Here is a 15,591-nt window from a genome sequence, read left to right as displayed (position 1 = left end):
GAACGGTAGGATTTTTTGATGCCCCCCTCGATATGGGGAGGCGGAAAATGTTGTTAGAGTAGAAAATGTCCGCCATGCCGTATGACGCACCCTCATCTTTGCCCGCGCTGCTGATCGCGCTGGCCGCTCTCGCCCTGATCGGCGGCGTTTATCTTTGGCGCACCTTGCGTGCGCGGGCCCGCAGCCACGCCCAAGTGCGGGCCCGCCAGCTGGAGCGCGAACGCATCGCGCGCGCCTTGCACGACACCCTGCTGCAGGGCGTGCAGAGCCTGACCCTGCGCCTGCAAACCGTCATCAATCCCCTGCCCACCAAGGACCCGCTGCGCGTGGCGATCGAATCCATCCTGGACGAAGCCGACCAGATGGTGGTGGCGGGCCGCGACCAGGTGATGGACCTGCGGGCCGGCATGGAGTTCGGCAGCGATCTGGCCTCCACCTTGCGCGCCGCCGTGCAGGGCATGGCAGCGGAACACGGCAAGAAGTACAAATTCGCCGTCGAAGGCACGCCCACGCATCTGCATCCTCTGGTCAGCGACGATATCTATTGCATCGCACGCGAGGCGCTGTCCAATGCCTTCCGCCATGGCGATGCCACGGTGGTGGAAGTCCTGCTCAGTTACGGCCGTAATGCATTCCGTCTGCATGTGCGCGATAATGGACGCGGAATTGATGAACAAACTCTTGGTATCGGCGGACGCCGCGGCCACTGGGGCCTGACCGGCATGCGCGAACGCGCGGCCTGCATCGGCGGCCAGCTCGATATCTGGAGCGGCATGGGCAAGGGCACGGAAGTGGTGCTGACACTGGACGGCCCGCTGGCTTATGGCCAGGGTGCGTCGCGTGCCTCGCAGCAGTGGCTGGACCGGATTCTGTTCCGGCATTAAGGACAAGCGAGATGAATATGGAAGCAAGACCGATCCGCGTGATGGTGGTGGACGACCACCCTTTGCTGCGCGCAGGACTGGCCGAAGCCATCGCCAGCCAGCCGGATATGCAGATTTCGGGTGAGGCCAGCAATGGCCGCGAGGCGGTGCAGCGGTTCCTGGACCTGCGCCCCGACATTACCGTGATGGACATCGCCATGCCGGAAATGTGCGGCGTGACGGCGATGCAGGAAATCCGCCGCCACGTGCCGGACGCGCGCTTTGTGATGCTCACCACCTTCAAGGGCGATGCCCAGATCCTGCGCGCAGTGCAGGCAGGCGCCATGGGCTTCCTGCTGAAGAGCACCCTGCGCAAGGACCTGCTGGATACCATCCGCGACGTGAACAAGGGCATTCGCCGCATTCCGTCCGAGATCATGATGGAGCTGGCTCAGTACATGGGCCAGAACGCGCTGAGCGGACGCGAAACCGAGGTCCTGCAGCATGCGGCCAGCGGCAACTCGAACAAGCGCATCGCGGTGAAGATGGAAATTTCGGAAGAAACGGTCAAGGCGCATATGAAGAGCATTCTCTCCAAGCTGATGGCCAATGACCGTACGCACGCCGTCACCATCGCCTTGCGGCGCGGCATCATCAATCTTTAATCGGGCAGCGAAATCAGACGCCGGCCAAACAGGCGGGCATCGCAGGAATAAGCGCCGGGGCCAAGCAGCAGCAGGAGCAGCGGGTCCAGCATCAGCAAGGCGGACGTCATCGTGACACCCTCCCCCAGCGCGGCCAAGCATAATTCCGCCAATGCCGCCAGCGCACTGGCGATCGGCGTCAGCAGGCCAAGCAGCAGCAACCCGCCCAGCAGCAACAGACCGACACCAGCCAGCGGGGCGTGAACCTGGGCGCCGGCAAGCGTGGTCAATTGAACCGACACCGCCCCGCGCAGCAGTACCAGCGCGAAGCCGGGCCAGCCCAGGGGGAACATCGGAAACATGCGCTGCATCATCCGGCCCGTTGCGCCGCTGTGGCGCCCTGTGCTTCGCGGCGGCCCGCCTGCCAGGCCAGCACCGCCAGCAGCACGATCACCGGCAGCAAGCCGAGGAAGCTGGCAAACTTCCACGCCAGCGCACCACTGATGGCGCCTACGCCAAAGCCGCAGATCGGACCGGCCAGGCGGCGCGCGCGGGCTTGCGCTTCCGCGTCGCCGCGCATGGCGTCAACCAGGGCGATGGACATCATCGTCACATTGCCCGTCATGACCGTGGTGGCGTCCTCTTTCCCCTGCAGCAGCTTGCCGTAGGCGTTTTGCACCGCCATCCCGGCGGCGCCCAGCATGCCGGTCAGCACGACGAGGGGACTGTCGAACGCAGTGCGCGCGCCCGTCGCCCAGCCAAGCACCATGCAGCCCAGCAGCAGGAAGAACTGCAGCAGCATGGCGTTGCGCAGTGCCGGCTTGCCGCCGGCCTGCCAGCTCGCGACCAGCACGCGCGTCATCATCACGGCGAGAATAAAGACAGGGAATACCAGTAGCTTCATCAGCAAGTCTTGCGTGGGATCGACAATGGTGCGGCCGATCATCACGAAGTTACCCGTCACATGGGCCGTGAACAAGCCGGCCAGGCCGATGAAGCCCAGTGTGTCCACATAGCCGGCGATGAAACCGAGGGAAGCGCCTTGCAGCGGACGCGGTTCAGGCATTGCGCCCTCCTTTCCAGTCCAGCCATGCCACCAGCAGGAAGGCGCCGGCCAGGCCGATATGCTCGAAGAAGCCGTTTTCGGTCATCATGCGCTCGTGCCCAACCGGAAGCGCCCAGAAACGATTGGCAAGGAAGGTCGCCATCACCGTGAACGCCGCCAGCGCGACGGCGCCCAGCCAGCGCTTCCAGCCCGAGATCACCATGGCCGATGCAGTCAATTCGAAAATGATGACTGCCGCCGCCATGGGCACCGGCAGCGGCAGGCCGAAGTGCTGCATCTCGCCGATCGCGCCGTTGAAGTCCAACAGCTTCTCCACGCTGCCCTGGATGTAGGCAGCGCACAGCATCAGCAGGAATACCCGCTGCATCACCACACCGCCCAGCAAGCGCAACCCAGCGCGCCCCAGAACTCCTTGAGGTCCGCAACCGGAATCTTGCTTGTCCAGGCAGTCCCGTGGCCGTGGCCGTGAACCTGGCAGGAATGCGCGCAACCGCAGGCTGCAGCTTGCGCCTTGGCCAGCGGTGCGTTCTCCTGCTTGCCCCAGGCGCCGTAGCCGCCGTACTGGCGTACTGGCGACCAGTCAGGCATCGCCGGTGGCGGCGCCTGGTCGTATTCGCGGAACGGACCCGCCGCGTAAACCACTTTGCCGCCCACCATGGTGAACAGCGAAGTCGTGTCGGCGATGTCGGCTTCGGCGCAGGTGAAAAAGTCGCGGTCCGGCACGATCAGGTCGGCCAATTGACCAACCGCGATGCGGCCTTTCTTGCCTTCCTCGTTGGAGAACCAGGTGACGTTTTCGGTCCACATGCGCAGCGCCTGATCGCGGCTCAGGCAATTGGCGCGCGGGTAGATCTGCGCGCCGCCCACCGTTTTGCCGGTGGAGAGCCAGGACAGCGATACCCAGGGATTGTAGGAAGCGACGCGCGTCGCATCCGTACCGGCCGAAATGCGCACGCCGGACTCCAGCATCTTCTTCACCGGCGGCGTCGCTTCGGCCGCAGCCGCGCCATAGCGCTCGACGAAGTATTCGCCCTGGTAAGCCATGCGGTGCTGCACAGCCACGCCGCCGCCCAGTGCCGCGACGCGGTCGATGGAGCGCTGCGAAATGGTTTCGGCGTGGTCGAAGAACCAGTTCAGGCCCGCCAGCGGAATATCCTTGTTGACCTTTTCGAATACATCCAGCGCGCGGCTGATGGTTTCGTCGTAGGTCGCATGCATGCGCCATGGCCAGCGGTTCTGGGCCAGGATGCGCACCACGCCTTCCAGGTCGTCTTCCATATTCGCCGGCATATCGGGACGCGGCTGGCGGAAGTCCTCGAAGTCGGCCGCGCTGAAGGTCAGCATTTCACCGGCGCCGTTATGGCGGAAGTAGTCATCGCCCTGCTGGTACTTCACCGCTTGCGTCCAGTTCAGGAAGTCTTCCTTTTCCTGCTTGGGCTTTTGCGTGAACAGGTTGTAGGCCAGGCGGATGGTCAGCTGCTTGTCCTTGGCCAGCTGGTCGATGACCTGGTAATCCTCGGGATAATTCTGATTGCCGCCACCGGCGTCGATCGCGCCCGTCACGCCAAGGCGATTCAGTTCGCGCATGAAATGGCGCGTGGAGTTGGCCTGGTATTCGATCGGCAGCTTGGGTCCTTTCGCCAGCGTGGCGTACAGGATGGCGGCATTCGGCTTCGCCAGCAGCAGGCCGGTCGGGTTGCCCTGGCCGTCGCGCAGGATCTCGCCGCCGGGAGGCTGTGGCGTGTCCCTGGTATAGCCCACGGCGCGCAGCGCAGCACCGTTCAGCAGCGCACGGTCGTACAGGTGCAGGATGAACACCGGCGTATCCGGCGCCACGGCGTTAATCTCTTCCAGCGTCGGCAGGCGCTTCTCGGCAAACTGGTGCTCGGTGAAGCCGCCCACGATGCGCACCCACTGCGGCGCCGGCGTGATGGCGACTTGCGCCTTCAGCATCGCCATGGCGTCGGCCAGCGAGCGCACGCCATCCCAGCGCAGTTCGAGGTTGAAATTCAAACCGCCACGAATGATGTGGAGGTGGTTGTCGATCAGGCCTGGCAGCACGGGCTTGCCGTGCAGATCGATCTTGCGGGTAGCCGGTCCGGCCAGCGCCATCACTTCCGCGTCGCTGCCAACGGCGACAAAGCGCTCGTCGCGGATCGCCACCGCCGTGGCTTCGGGATTGGAACGGTCCAGCGTGGTGAAGCGGCCGTTATGCAGGATCAGGTCAGGACTTGGTTGGGTGCTCATTTGCGGCTACTCCAGTAGATTCATTTTTGCAGTCGGGTCCGGAAGGCAGCTCGCCGAAGCAATGCGGCTTGACCTGCTTTTCCAGGAATGACGTCTGCGTTTGTTCGGGCTGCCACATCTGGCGAATCAGCGGCGGCAGTTGTTCGCCTACCAGAATCCCCAGCAGCCCGACCAGCGCCACGATGGGCGGCGCCGGGGAGCGCACGTTGAGGAAACCGTAAATCAGGCCAACCAGTACGCCGGCAGCCAGCGATACGATGTACATCTTCATTTTGTCACTCCCCGGTTGCTGCATCAGCCCTCGTGGGCGTTGAACATGGTCTTGGCGTAGATGATGCCCAGGCCGTAAGCGCCGCCGTATTTGCGGGCGATGCCGGTGGTCAGCTCGTAAGTCTCGGTGCGAGCCCAGTCACGCTGCAGTTCCAGCATGTACTGCAGGGAGGTCATTGGACGCACGCCTGCCTGGATCATACGCTCCATGGCGCGCTCGTGGGCTTCGTCGGACACGTCGCCGCATGCATCGGCAATCACGTACACTTCGAAGCCCTGGTCCAGTGCGGACAGGGTCGGGCCAACGATGCAAACCGAAGTCCACAGGCCGGCGAACACCAGGCGCTGCTTGCCGATGGCGTTGACGCGGGCGATCACGTTGGCGTCTTCCCAGGTGTTCATGGAAGTACGGTCGGTGACTTCACCTTTCGGGAAGGCTTCCTTGATCTCGTCGAAGATCGGGCCGGAGAAGCTCTTCTCGGCGACGGTGGTCAGGATGGTCGATACGCCGAAGCCCGCTGCGGCATGCGCCACCAGGGCGGTGTTGGTGCGCAGAGTGTTGGCGTCGATGGAATGGGTAGCAAAGGCCATCTGCGACTGGTGGTCGATCAGGATCAGGGTGTGATCCTTTGGGGACAGCAGCAGTTTGCCAGGGGTTGGGGTTGCGTTCACGGTCATGATTGCTCCTTTCAGGCTTGAATGAAGGCCAGCAGGTCTTCGTTGAGTTTATCTTTATGCGTATCGGTCAGGCCATGCGGCGCGCCTGGATACACGATCAGCTTCGCGTTTTTCACCAGCTTGGCCGAAGCGCGGCCTGCCGCGTCGATCGGCACGATCTGGTCATCATCGCCGTGCACGATCAGCGTCGGCACGGTGAATTTCTTCAGGTCTGCAGTAAAGTCGGTTTCCGAGAAAGCGGCGATGGAGTCGTAGGTGTTCTTGTGGCCACCGGTCATACCCTGCATCCACCACGAATTGATCAGACCCTGCGAGACTTTGGCGCCTGGACGGTTGAAACCGTAGAACGGACCGCTGGCGATGTTCAGGTAAAGCTGGGAGCGGTCGGCGATGGAGCCGGCGCGGATATCGTCGAACACTTTTTTCGGCAGGCCGCCCGGGTTGTTCGGGGTTTGCAGCATCAGTGGCGGCACGGCCGACACCAGGGCTGCCTTGGCCACGCGCGACTCGCCGTGACGGCCGATATAGCGCGCCACTTCGCCGCCGCCGGTCGAAAAGCCGATCAGGGTGGCTTTCTTGATGTCCAGGTGGTTCAGCACTGCGGCCAGATCGTCCGCGTAGTGGTCCATGTCATTGCCATCCCAGGGCTGGCTGGAACGGCCGTGGCCACGGCGGTCATGGGCGATGCAGCGATAGCCTTTGGACGCCAGGAAGATCATTTGCGACTCCCAGCTGTCCGCATTCAGCGGCCAGCCGTGGCTGAAGACGACCGGCTGGCCGTCGTGCGGGCCCCAGTCCTTGAAGTAGATTTCCACGCCGTCGCGGGTGGTGATAGTGGAGCCATGACCGCTCCTGGCCTGCGCCGATGGTGCAGTCTTTTGCGCAGCTACGGCCTGCGATGCGGCACCCGCCACCGCGGCGACGGTTGCGGCGCCCAGCAGCACCTTGCGGCGGCGCGAATTTGGTGCGCCCGCCTGTTCCAGTTCATCCATTAATAGCTCCTTTTGTTGGGATGTCATTGCATCGCCATCTTATGGGTCGCTACGTCTTGGAGCATCCCCGATTTCGGCTAGTACGGCATCCCCCAATCGGGGTAGGAGCTGGAGTAAGGAAGGTTCTTGCGCGGCAAGCGCTCAGTGCTGCAGGCTTTTGGATGCGGCCGCGGCTTGCTGTTCGATGCGGCGGATTTTCTCTTCCGCCTTTGCCAGCTGCTCGGGCGAGACGCCTTCAGCGCGGCCGCGTTCGAGGTCGGTGCGCAGGCGGTCCACCTCCGCGCCGGAAGCGCCGACAAAGGACGCCAGCATTTGCTCATGCTGGGCGCGTTCGAAGTCGCGATAGGCTTTAGGATCGGCCAACTGGGCAGGGTCGGGTTGCGGCTGCAGCGCGGCGTCATGCTGCAGCGGCGGCGTGCGCGGATCGCCCTCGTCGCGCGCTTTTGCCATGCTCAGCCAGGCGGGGTTGCTGGTATCGACAGCAGGCACTGGCGCGCGCGCGGGTTGCTTTTGCTGGGCGAGTGGCACGCCCGGCGGTCCGGCCGGCGGCGGTGGCGGCGCCGCGGGAGCAGGCGGTTCGGCAGCGGCGACTGGGTCGGCGGGCGCCAGTTCGCCTTCCGGCAGGCCAGCCCAGATCGCGGCCGCTACGGCAAGCGCGCCTACAGCGATCAGAATGCGTTTCATCGAGCGGTCCGCACAATCGTCGGCACCGCCACGCCGGAAGCGGACGCAGGGCGCTGCACCGCCTCCGGCGCCACCGTGGCATCCGCGGCGCCGGCAGTGGTGCCTGCCGCTGCACCGGCGGTGGCGGTGGCGATGCCGGCGGCCATGACAGCGGCGCTAGTCGAGGCAGTGGCCGCGTCGGTGGTCGCGCCGGCTGCCTGGGCGGCGGAGGTGCAGCGTGCTTCGATGCCGCTTGGCGGCTGATCGAGCATGCTCGCGTTCAGCTCAACGCTGGCGGCGCGCAGTGCGCAAGCGCGCATGTCGGCAAACATGGCGATCGCGACCTGCCGCGCCACCGCACGGCGCGCGATATGGAGCACTGTTTCGGAATCGGCCGCGTGATAGCCCATCTCGCGCGCCTCCACCAGCACGATTTCCCAATAAGCCTTGTCATCCGGCCCAACCGGCGCGCGCACGGGCGGTGACGCTTTGCCCGGTTCCTGCGCAAAAGCCAGATTGGCCAGCCAGCTGCGCTTCGTGTCCTGCCTTATCCAGCCAAGATCACCGCCCTGCTTCGCATCATCGGCATGCGAATACTTGCGCGCCAATGCGGCGAAATCCGCCCCCGACTGCAAGGCCGCAAACACGCCACGCGCGTTGTCCTCATCCTCTAGACGCATATGGCGAGCGCGCACGCTTTCGATACGCGCAAATTCTTCCTTGTGCGAGGCGTAGTAGAACTGAATCTGCTCCGCACTGACCTGCGCAGCCAGCGCATCCAGCACCGCGCTGCCGGAATCCGTATCGCTGCCCATGCCGTGCAGGCGCTGGAAGGCGATCACGATTTCCTGATCATCCAGCGCGCGCCGCAAATCGTTGACGGCCAGCGCGCCGAACTGGCGCACAGCCCAATTCACCACATGCAGCACCTCCACCGCCTGGCGCGCCTGCTGCTGCAGGAAACCCGGCTGCCGATTGAACAGCGCCACCCTGCCCTGCACATTCTGGCGGTGATAGACATCAAACAGCGTAAGCTCGCGTTCCGCGTCACCCGGCAGCGTGTAACGCGCCACCGGGATCGACCTGGCCCGCTCCAGCTGCGCGGGCGCCAGCGCCAGCACCAGCCGTAGCTGGCCCGGCTTGCCCAGCATGTCGTCCAGCGCGCCGTCCGATACCGTCACGTCGCGCACAGCATCTATATCCAGCGCCGGGGGATGACGCTCGGCCAGCAGTGCCGCCAGCCTGTCCTCCGTCGCCACATCCGGTGCAAAGCCAACTGCCTGCGCGCTCGGAACCGGATGTGCAATTTCACGCGCTTCCGGCGCCAGCAAACGGTCAAGCACCAGCGACTCGATCAGCGCCGTGCGCGTCGCCGCAGGTTCGCGCTGGCGCGCCACACGTAGCATGGTCTCCGCCGTGAAAGCATAAAGCGGCTCGCCATTCACGCGCGCCGCCACGACCGGATCGCTGGGCCGCGCGCTCACGTCCGCCCGCGCTGGCGCGGAGGCCAGCGCAAGGAGTGCGGAGAGTGCGGCGAAGGTACGCATCAGTTAGCGAGACGCTCCGCAGCGCGGTTCAGCACATGCACCACCATTGCGATCGAATGCGGAATCATTTGCTGGCCAACGCGGCGGCGGTCGCCATGGTCGGTGGAAGAAATCACGATGCCGCCGTTGGCGTACGAATACGTACCGCCTTGCGTCAGCAGGCCACGGATATCGCTGGCGTTCGATGCCAGCGGCGTGAAGTCCGACAGCGCGGCAGCTACCAGGGCCGGATCGTTCAGGTGTTCGCTGTCGTAGTAATCCAGCACCCACTGCTCCCAGCCTGCGTGGTCATGCGCGGAGGTAGCCCAGGTGTGGTGTGGCTGTAGCAGGTCCGTGGTGTGCAGCACGAAACCCAGGCTCTGGGCGGTCGGCTGCGACAGGAATTGCGAGAACCAGTATTGGCCCAGATTGTCGATCGGCTGGAATGGCGCCGCTTCGAAGTCCGCGTACTGGTCGGCGGTCGAGTAGCCGCCCAGGCGATAGTGGGCTTCGGTGATACCGTAGGCGTTGTATTTGCTGCCGTCGCCGAACCAGCCTTTCAGCCCGCCCGCGCCGTCATCGAGGTAATCGCCATACAGCCATGCTGCGGCCATATTATCGATATCGCCCGCCACCGTCAGCTTGGCGTAGTTATAGCCGCCGAAGGGATTGCCGTGCACATCACGGCCGGCAGTGTGATTCTGGAAGTGCCAGTAAGACGTGTACTTCACGATGCTCGCCCCCGCGCCCCACACCGGCGCCAGCTGGCAGTTGCCGGTGGTCGCGCCGCAGATATAAGTGTCGGCGAAATCATCCACATCGTAAGCGCCCTGTCCCAGGGCTGCGGCGAATTGATCGATGCTGTAGCCCGCGCGCGTTACGCCTGCGAGCAGCTTGTTGTAATTGGTGGTGCCGGGGTTGTTCTTCATATAGCTCACCGCGTCGAGCACGATGCGGCGATGCGTCTCCTGCTGCCATGCCTGCGCGGGTGCGCTTGCTGCGAATACAGTCAGCGCCAGTGCTGCGGCCATCCATCCATTTTTCATCGGTATCCCCTTGTTATTGAACGGTCGTGCTAGATAGTAAGTAAGCAACGATAAGGGGTCAATGTGACAATGCAATGACTGAGGCTTTCTTCCACTCTCTTGACAATTTGCGGACGCGCTCTTCCAGCTCGGCCGCCAGATAGCCGCGCGCGAAACCGGCTTGCTGATCCAGCTCCGGCTCGGTCTGATGGAAGTGTTGTAATAAGCCATCAGCCACCGCGACGTCGTTGATCCAGCCCAGCCAATCCTGCAGCGACGACATGCCTTCCAGCGCGCGCCTGGTGCGCTTGCGGCCTGCCAGCGATTCGAAAAATTCAGTGGTGTAGCGCAGCTTCTTCATCGCTATGCGCAAGCGATGGCGCGAACGCGGCGTGCCATTCTCCAGCTTCGCGCCGCGCTTCTCGACGCGCTTGCGCGCCTTCTTCAAAGCGCCATCCGCAAACCTGGTGGCGGGACGCGCCAGGGTTTTCACCTGCCCATCCGTTGCCGATTTACGCCAGGCCGAAGTATCGATGAAGTGATGGAGCGAATGCAGTAGCCCGTCGTAGCGTTTCGACGCTACCGCCGCCGCCGCCCCCACGCGCATCTGCCGCGCATGCAGGCGCACGGCGCGGCGCAGCGGTTGCAGCTCGGCGTTGCGTGGCAGATGGGTGCCCAGCACATCCCAATCGCGCGCCGGACCCAGCTCGCTGCCCAGCCATTCGATTTCGCGGTCCAGGCGCGTGCCGGGACGGATCACATCCTCGAACAGCTTCAGCGCCGAGCGCAATCGCCGCAGCCCCACGCGCATCTGGTGCACCGATTCCGGCGAATGCGCGCTGGCGACGCCACCGCGGTTGCCCTCGATCTGGTCCAGGCAATTCAACATGATGGCATGGGCGGCCTGCTCGACCGTCATGCCCTCTTCCAGCTCCAGCGGCTGTGCATGAACAGGTTTTTTCACGTTGCGTTCCTCCAGCAAGCAATCATACGCCTGAGTGAGGAGCCGTTAGTGTTCGGCGAACCAATCCCGCGCCAACCGCGCCACTTTTTCCAGCGTGCCCGACTCTTCGAACAGATGTGTAGCACCTGGAACAATGGCTAGTTCTTTCTCGCAATTCAGCACCGCGAAGGCTTCCTGATTGAGGCCGATGACCCCGTCGTCATGGCCGCCAACAATGAGCAATGTCGGCGCCTGCACGGTCGCCAGCGCCTGTTTGCCCGCGAGATCGGGCCGACCCCCGCGCGACACCACGGAGGCGATCTCGCTCAGCCGTTCGGCCGCCAGCTGAAGTGCCGCGGCCGCGCCGGTGCTGGCGCCAAACAGGCCAACCGGCAGAGACAGCGTTTCCGGTTCCGTGCGCAGCAGATCGCAGGCCAGGCCGAGGCGCGTGGTCAGCAATGGAATATCGAAACGGACGGGGTAATTGGCTTCTTCGGGAGCGGTGAGCAAGTCCATCAGCAACGTGCCGATGCCTGCTTTGCGCAATTCGGATGCGACGTAATTGTTGCGGGAGCTGAAGCGGCTGCTACCGCTGCCATGGGCGAACAGCACGACTTTGCTGGCGCCATCCGGCACCTCCAGCATGCCCTCCAACTCGGCAGCGCTCAGCTTGATCGAGACCAGTCGCTGCATGGCGTGCCCTCCCTGCAGACCAATCTATCACTTTGCCCATTCGTGCGTCGCCAGAATTGTGCGCGAATTGGGCCGGCGGCGCCGGCCCGGGACGCGGCTTAGAACTCTTCCCACTCGCTTTCGTTGCGAGGGGCGTTGGCGACTTTTTTCGCGCGCGCCGGGCGTACGGCGACGGCGTGTGCAGGTGCCGCGGGACGCGCCGGCATCCTGAGCGGCGCAGCCGGGGCTGCGGCGTGGGCAACGCCGATCTTGAACGCGCTGACGGCTTGCGCCAGTGTCGCGGCCTGCTCGCGCATGGCTTGCGAGGCGGCGGCGGTTTCTTCGACCAGGGCGGCGTTTTCCTGCGTCACACGGTCCATCTGCGTGACGGCCTGGTGCACCTGGGCGATGCCGGCGTTCTGCTCGGAGGTTGCGGCACTGATTTCAGCCACGATATCGGTCACCTGCTTGATGCTGGCCACCACGTCGTGCATGGTGGAACCGGCCTGCTGCACCAGCTTCGTGCCCGATTCGACTTTCTCAACCGAATCGCCAATCAGCACCTTGATCTCTTTCGCAGCCGCCGCCGAGCGTTGCGCCAGGTTGCGCACTTCGGTTGCAACGACCGCGAAACCGCGGCCCTGCTCACCCGCGCGCGCGGCTTCAACGGCCGCGTTCAGGGCCAGGATATTGGTCTGGAACGCGATGCCGTCGATCACAGATATGATGTCCACGATCTTGCGCGAGGAATCGTTGATCGAGTCCATGGTGACGATCACCTGTTCGACCACCGTACCGCCCTGCTGCGCCACTTCGGATGCCGATTGCGCCAGCTGATTCGCCTGGCGTGCGTTGTCCGAGTTCTGGCTCACGGTCGAAGTCAGCTCTTCCATCGACGATGCCGTCTCTTCCAGCGACGCCGCCTGCTGCGAAGTGCGGGTGGACAGGTCGCCCGTGCCTGCTGCGATCTGGTGCGACGCCGTGCTCACCGCATCGGCCGACGCGCGCGCCGTGCCGACCACGCCCGCAATCTGGCCCAGCAGCTTGTTGAAGGCCGTGGCGGTGTGGCCGATTTCGTCCATGCGCTCCACCGGCACCTGGTGCGTCAGGTCCAGCGATTCGCTCACATCCTCCAGCGTGCCGCGGATGGTCTTCAGGCTGCCGCTGATGACGCTCAGCAGCTGATAGCCCAGGACCGCAGTCACCAGCACGGCCAGCACGATCACGATAATCAGCGTGCGCTGCGCGGACGAATAAGCCGCATCGCTTTCCGTGCGCACTTGCTCAATCAGCTTGTTGTTGTAGTCGATGTGATCGTCCAGGCCCTTCTTGACGGCGGCGGCGGTCAGGGCCAGCGGCGTACCGGCGACCAGGGTGGCGCGCACCGCGTCCATATCGCCGGAATGGGCGCCGGCCACGAACGGGGTCAACGCCTGGCGGTAGGCCGCCATGTTCGCGCGATCCTGCTCCAGCATCTTGCGGTCGGTTTCGTCGTAGATGTGCTCTTTTTCGTAGGTGGCGATCACTTCATCGAACTTGGCGTGGGCATCGTTGTAGGCCTTGTCCAGCGCCGTTTTGTCCGGCAGGTTGGAGAAGACGGAGAGACGGTAGCCGGCCAGGCGGCTGTCAGCCAGCGCGCCTTTGGCGGCGTTCAGGCCGTGGATACTCGGGATCAGGCGGGACTGCACTAAAGTCAATCGCTGCTGTGCAGCATTAATCTGCCAAATTCCGTTGGCGCCGACAAAAATCAGGGCGAACAAGGCGACCGCAAGGGTCAAGGTCAATCGCTTCGTGATAGTCATGTTATTGAATTTAAAGGGCGCGGGTCTTCAAGTATTGTGGATGTGGCTGCCGTGCGCAAGCTGATGCCGCAAAGCAGCAACAGTTTCTCACAGTTTTGATAAAAAAGTAACTTATCTGGCAGCCGGTGCCACAACTGAGGCGCGCACGATCAGTTCCGGCTTCATGCGGATTTCCATGTCCGCGCCCGCGGACTGGTTCAGGCGCTGCAGAATGAGCTGGGCGGCCTGCACGCCCATTGCGTGGTGGGAGATGCGGATCGTTGTCAGCGGAGGATTGACCATGTCCACGAACGGCATGTCGTTGTGGCCGATCACGGAAACGTCTTCGGGACAGCGCTTGCCCGCCGCGCGCAAGCTGTCATAGCAGCCCAGTGCCAGCAAGTCGTTACCGGCCAGGATGGCAGTCGCCTTCGGATAGCGCGCCAGCGCCTCATCGCAGCCCGCCTTGCCCGCCTCGCGCGAGTAAGCGCTGCATTCGACCATCCACAAGTCTTCGCGCTTCACGCCTTGCGCTTCCATGGCTTGCACAAAGCCTTCGCGGCGCAGATGGCCGGTGGAGAGATTCTGCGGACCGACCAGGTGCACGATGCGGCGATGTCCCAGCTTGAACAGGTATTCGACAGCCATGCGCATGCCGGCCATTTCGTCGTTCACCACGCTGGACACGCGCCCCGCATCCTCGCCGCGATTCACCGTCACGGCCGAAATGCCCGCTTCAAGGCAATAGGAAATCACGGAATCGTCGCGCGTGGCCGTGGCCAGGATCAGCGCATCGCACTGGCGCGCCAGCAGCTGGTCGACCACGAAGCGCTGCTGCACCGGATCTTCGCCCGCATTGGTCACGAGCGCAACGTAGCCATGCTTGCGCAATTCGTCCTCGATGCCGAGCACGATGGGCGGGAACACCGGGTTGGTGATGTCGGGCAGGATCACGCCGACGATGTTGGAGCGCCGCGTGCGCAGCGCCGCTGCAATCTTGTTGGGACGGTAGCCATGCCTGGCCGCTTCCTTCAGCACGCGTGCGGCGACCGCCTCGCCCACCATGTGGCGCGTGTCGGGGTCCATCACGCGCCCTACCGTCGATGGATGGACGCCAAGGATCTGTGCCAGTCCCTTCAGCGTCATCTTCTTTTGTTGCATGCGGCTTCCTCTTTTGGCTGCAATATTGTCATTGTCGCACATGCGAACGTTCGCGTTAAACGCAACACATTTTGACACACCGTAGAAATACCGTGTTGACTTAGCCTGTCGAAATGCTAATCTAGCTTTACGCGAACGTTCGCATAAACAAGAACGCAGAGGAGACTTATGAGCATCAACCACCTCATCGACGGAGAAGCTTCGGTCACGCCCATCGCCATCGCCGCGATGGCCGATACCAGCAATGCCCGCCTGCGCCAGGTGATGGCCAGCTTCGTACAGCACATGCACGATTTCATTCGCGACGTGGACCTGACCGAACCGGAATTCGAAGAAGCGGTGCGCTTCCTGGTTGCCATTGGCCAGCACACCAACGACTGCCACAACGAAGTAATTCTCGCGGCGGACGTGCTGGGCATCTCCACCCTCGTGGCCCTGCGCAACAACCCGGAACAGGAAGGGCAGACCGCCGCCGCCCTGCTCGGCCCGTTCTGGCGCGCCAATTCACCGGAGTGCAAAAACGGCGACGATATCGCCCGCTGCGATGTGCCGGGTCCGACCATGCGCGTGTCCGGCCATGTGTGCGATGTCGATGGCAAGCCGGTTGCAGGGGCCACTGTCGATGTGTGGCAAGCCTCGCCGGTCGGCTTGTACGAGAACCAGGACGAGCACCAGCCGGCGATGAACCTGCGCGGCCGCTTCACCACGGATGCGGATGGCCGCTACCACTTCCGCACCGTGCGTCCCGCCGGCTACCCCGTACCGACGCATGGCCCGACCGGCGCGCTGCTGCGCGCCCAGAACCGCCACTGCATGCGTCCCGCCCATGTGCACTTCATGGTGTCGCATGAAGGCTTCAAGACCCTGATCACCCAGGTCTTTGCCGACGACGCCGAGCACCTGCACAGCGACGTGGTATTCGGCGTGACCAAGCGTCTGGTGGGCCAGTTCAAACCGCACCAGCCGGCACCGGGCACGGACGAACCTCACTACACCTTGCAGTACGACTTCGTGCTTGAGCGCGGCGTGTGCTGCTTCCCCGAACCACCGATCAAATAAG

17 protein-coding genes are annotated in these 15,591 nt (G+C 63.7%); 3 read left to right on the top strand and 14 right to left on the bottom strand.

What is annotated here, in order from left to right; genetic code table 11:
* Positions 1-65: 65 nt before the first annotated feature.
* Both AB4Z19_RS02865 and AB4Z19_RS02860 read left to right on the top strand, forming a co-directional pair.
* Entirely contained in the window at positions 66-884 is an 819-nt protein-coding gene (locus AB4Z19_RS02865; protein ID WP_442030414.1) for a sensor histidine kinase, read from the top strand.
* Between the two features lie 17 nt (positions 885-901).
* Positions 902-1,528 (top strand): response regulator transcription factor, encoded by a 627-nt coding sequence (locus AB4Z19_RS02860; RefSeq protein WP_442034196.1) that lies wholly within the window; start codon positions 902-904, stop codon positions 1,526-1,528.
* Here the strand turns inward: AB4Z19_RS02860 and AB4Z19_RS02855 are convergent.
* The 14 genes from AB4Z19_RS02855 to AB4Z19_RS02790 form a co-directional block, all read right to left on the bottom strand.
* Positions 1,525-1,869 (bottom strand): hypothetical protein, encoded by a 345-nt coding sequence (locus AB4Z19_RS02855; protein WP_442025882.1) that lies wholly within the window; start codon positions 1,867-1,869, stop codon positions 1,525-1,527. The two genes, AB4Z19_RS02860 and AB4Z19_RS02855, sit on opposite strands and share 4 nt — an antisense overlap.
* A gap of 8 nt (positions 1,870-1,877) precedes the next feature.
* Positions 1,878-2,573, bottom strand: a complete 696-nt coding sequence (locus tag AB4Z19_RS02850; RefSeq protein ID WP_442034194.1) for a YoaK family protein — start codon at positions 2,571-2,573, stop codon at positions 1,878-1,880.
* A complete protein-coding gene (locus AB4Z19_RS02845) occupies positions 2,566-2,940 on the bottom strand; it encodes a DoxX family protein (protein ID WP_442025880.1) in 375 nt (124 codons plus the stop codon). The genes AB4Z19_RS02850 and AB4Z19_RS02845 overlap by 8 nt, the downstream gene beginning before the upstream one ends.
* Positions 2,940-4,820, bottom strand: coding sequence for an amidohydrolase (locus AB4Z19_RS02840; RefSeq protein ID WP_442025879.1), 1,881 nt, complete (start codon positions 4,818-4,820; stop codon positions 2,940-2,942). The genes AB4Z19_RS02845 and AB4Z19_RS02840 overlap by 1 nt, the downstream gene beginning before the upstream one ends.
* Positions 4,798-5,091, bottom strand: coding sequence for a XapX domain-containing protein (locus tag AB4Z19_RS02835; protein WP_442025878.1), 294 nt, complete (start codon positions 5,089-5,091; stop codon positions 4,798-4,800). The genes AB4Z19_RS02840 and AB4Z19_RS02835 overlap by 23 nt, the downstream gene beginning before the upstream one ends.
* Positions 5,092-5,114: 23 nt before the next feature.
* Positions 5,115-5,768 carry a hydrolase gene (locus AB4Z19_RS02830; protein ID WP_442025877.1) on the bottom strand — a complete coding sequence of 218 codons (654 nt, stop codon included), beginning with the start codon at positions 5,766-5,768 and terminating at the stop codon, positions 5,115-5,117.
* Positions 5,769-5,779: 11 nt separating this feature from the next.
* The gene (locus AB4Z19_RS02825; RefSeq protein ID WP_442034192.1) at positions 5,780-6,760 is read right to left on the bottom strand and encodes an alpha/beta fold hydrolase; all 981 of its coding nucleotides are present in this window, start codon (positions 6,758-6,760) and stop codon (positions 5,780-5,782) included.
* 141 nt (positions 6,761-6,901) lie between these two features.
* Entirely contained in the window at positions 6,902-7,444 is a 543-nt protein-coding gene (locus AB4Z19_RS02820; RefSeq protein ID WP_442025875.1) for a hypothetical protein, read from the bottom strand.
* Positions 7,441-8,970: a peptidylprolyl isomerase gene (locus AB4Z19_RS02815; RefSeq protein ID WP_442025874.1), complete on the bottom strand. Its 1,530-nt coding sequence runs from the start codon at positions 8,968-8,970 to the stop codon at positions 7,441-7,443. Before AB4Z19_RS02815 ends, AB4Z19_RS02820 begins: the two co-directional genes overlap by 4 nt.
* Positions 8,970-9,995 (bottom strand): phospholipase, encoded by a 1,026-nt coding sequence (locus AB4Z19_RS02810; RefSeq protein ID WP_442034190.1) that lies wholly within the window; start codon positions 9,993-9,995, stop codon positions 8,970-8,972. Before AB4Z19_RS02810 ends, AB4Z19_RS02815 begins: the two co-directional genes overlap by 1 nt.
* 58 nt (positions 9,996-10,053) lie before the next feature.
* Entirely contained in the window at positions 10,054-10,938 is an 885-nt protein-coding gene (locus tag AB4Z19_RS02805; RefSeq protein ID WP_442034188.1) for a CHAD domain-containing protein, read from the bottom strand.
* Between the two features lie 45 nt (positions 10,939-10,983).
* Positions 10,984-11,610 carry a dienelactone hydrolase family protein gene (locus AB4Z19_RS02800; RefSeq protein ID WP_442034187.1) on the bottom strand — a complete coding sequence of 209 codons (627 nt, stop codon included), beginning with the start codon at positions 11,608-11,610 and terminating at the stop codon, positions 10,984-10,986.
* 98 nt (positions 11,611-11,708) lie between these two features.
* Positions 11,709-13,391: a methyl-accepting chemotaxis protein gene (locus tag AB4Z19_RS02795; protein ID WP_442022702.1), complete on the bottom strand. Its 1,683-nt coding sequence runs from the start codon at positions 13,389-13,391 to the stop codon at positions 11,709-11,711.
* A gap of 111 nt (positions 13,392-13,502) precedes the next feature.
* Entirely contained in the window at positions 13,503-14,531 is a 1,029-nt protein-coding gene (locus AB4Z19_RS02790) for a LacI family DNA-binding transcriptional regulator (RefSeq protein WP_442034185.1), read from the bottom strand.
* Between the two features lie 168 nt (positions 14,532-14,699).
* Between AB4Z19_RS02790 and AB4Z19_RS02785 the strand changes: the two genes are divergently transcribed.
* Positions 14,700-15,590: a dioxygenase family protein gene (locus AB4Z19_RS02785; RefSeq protein ID WP_442022704.1), complete on the top strand. Its 891-nt coding sequence runs from the start codon at positions 14,700-14,702 to the stop codon at positions 15,588-15,590.
* The last annotated feature ends 1 nt before the right edge of the window (position 15,591 follow it).

It is taken from the genome of Pseudoduganella sp. RAF19 (assembly GCF_052114165.1).
Lineage (GTDB): Bacteria > Pseudomonadota > Gammaproteobacteria > Burkholderiales > Burkholderiaceae_D > Rugamonas.
This window is presented reverse-complemented; position numbering and strand designations above follow the sequence as displayed.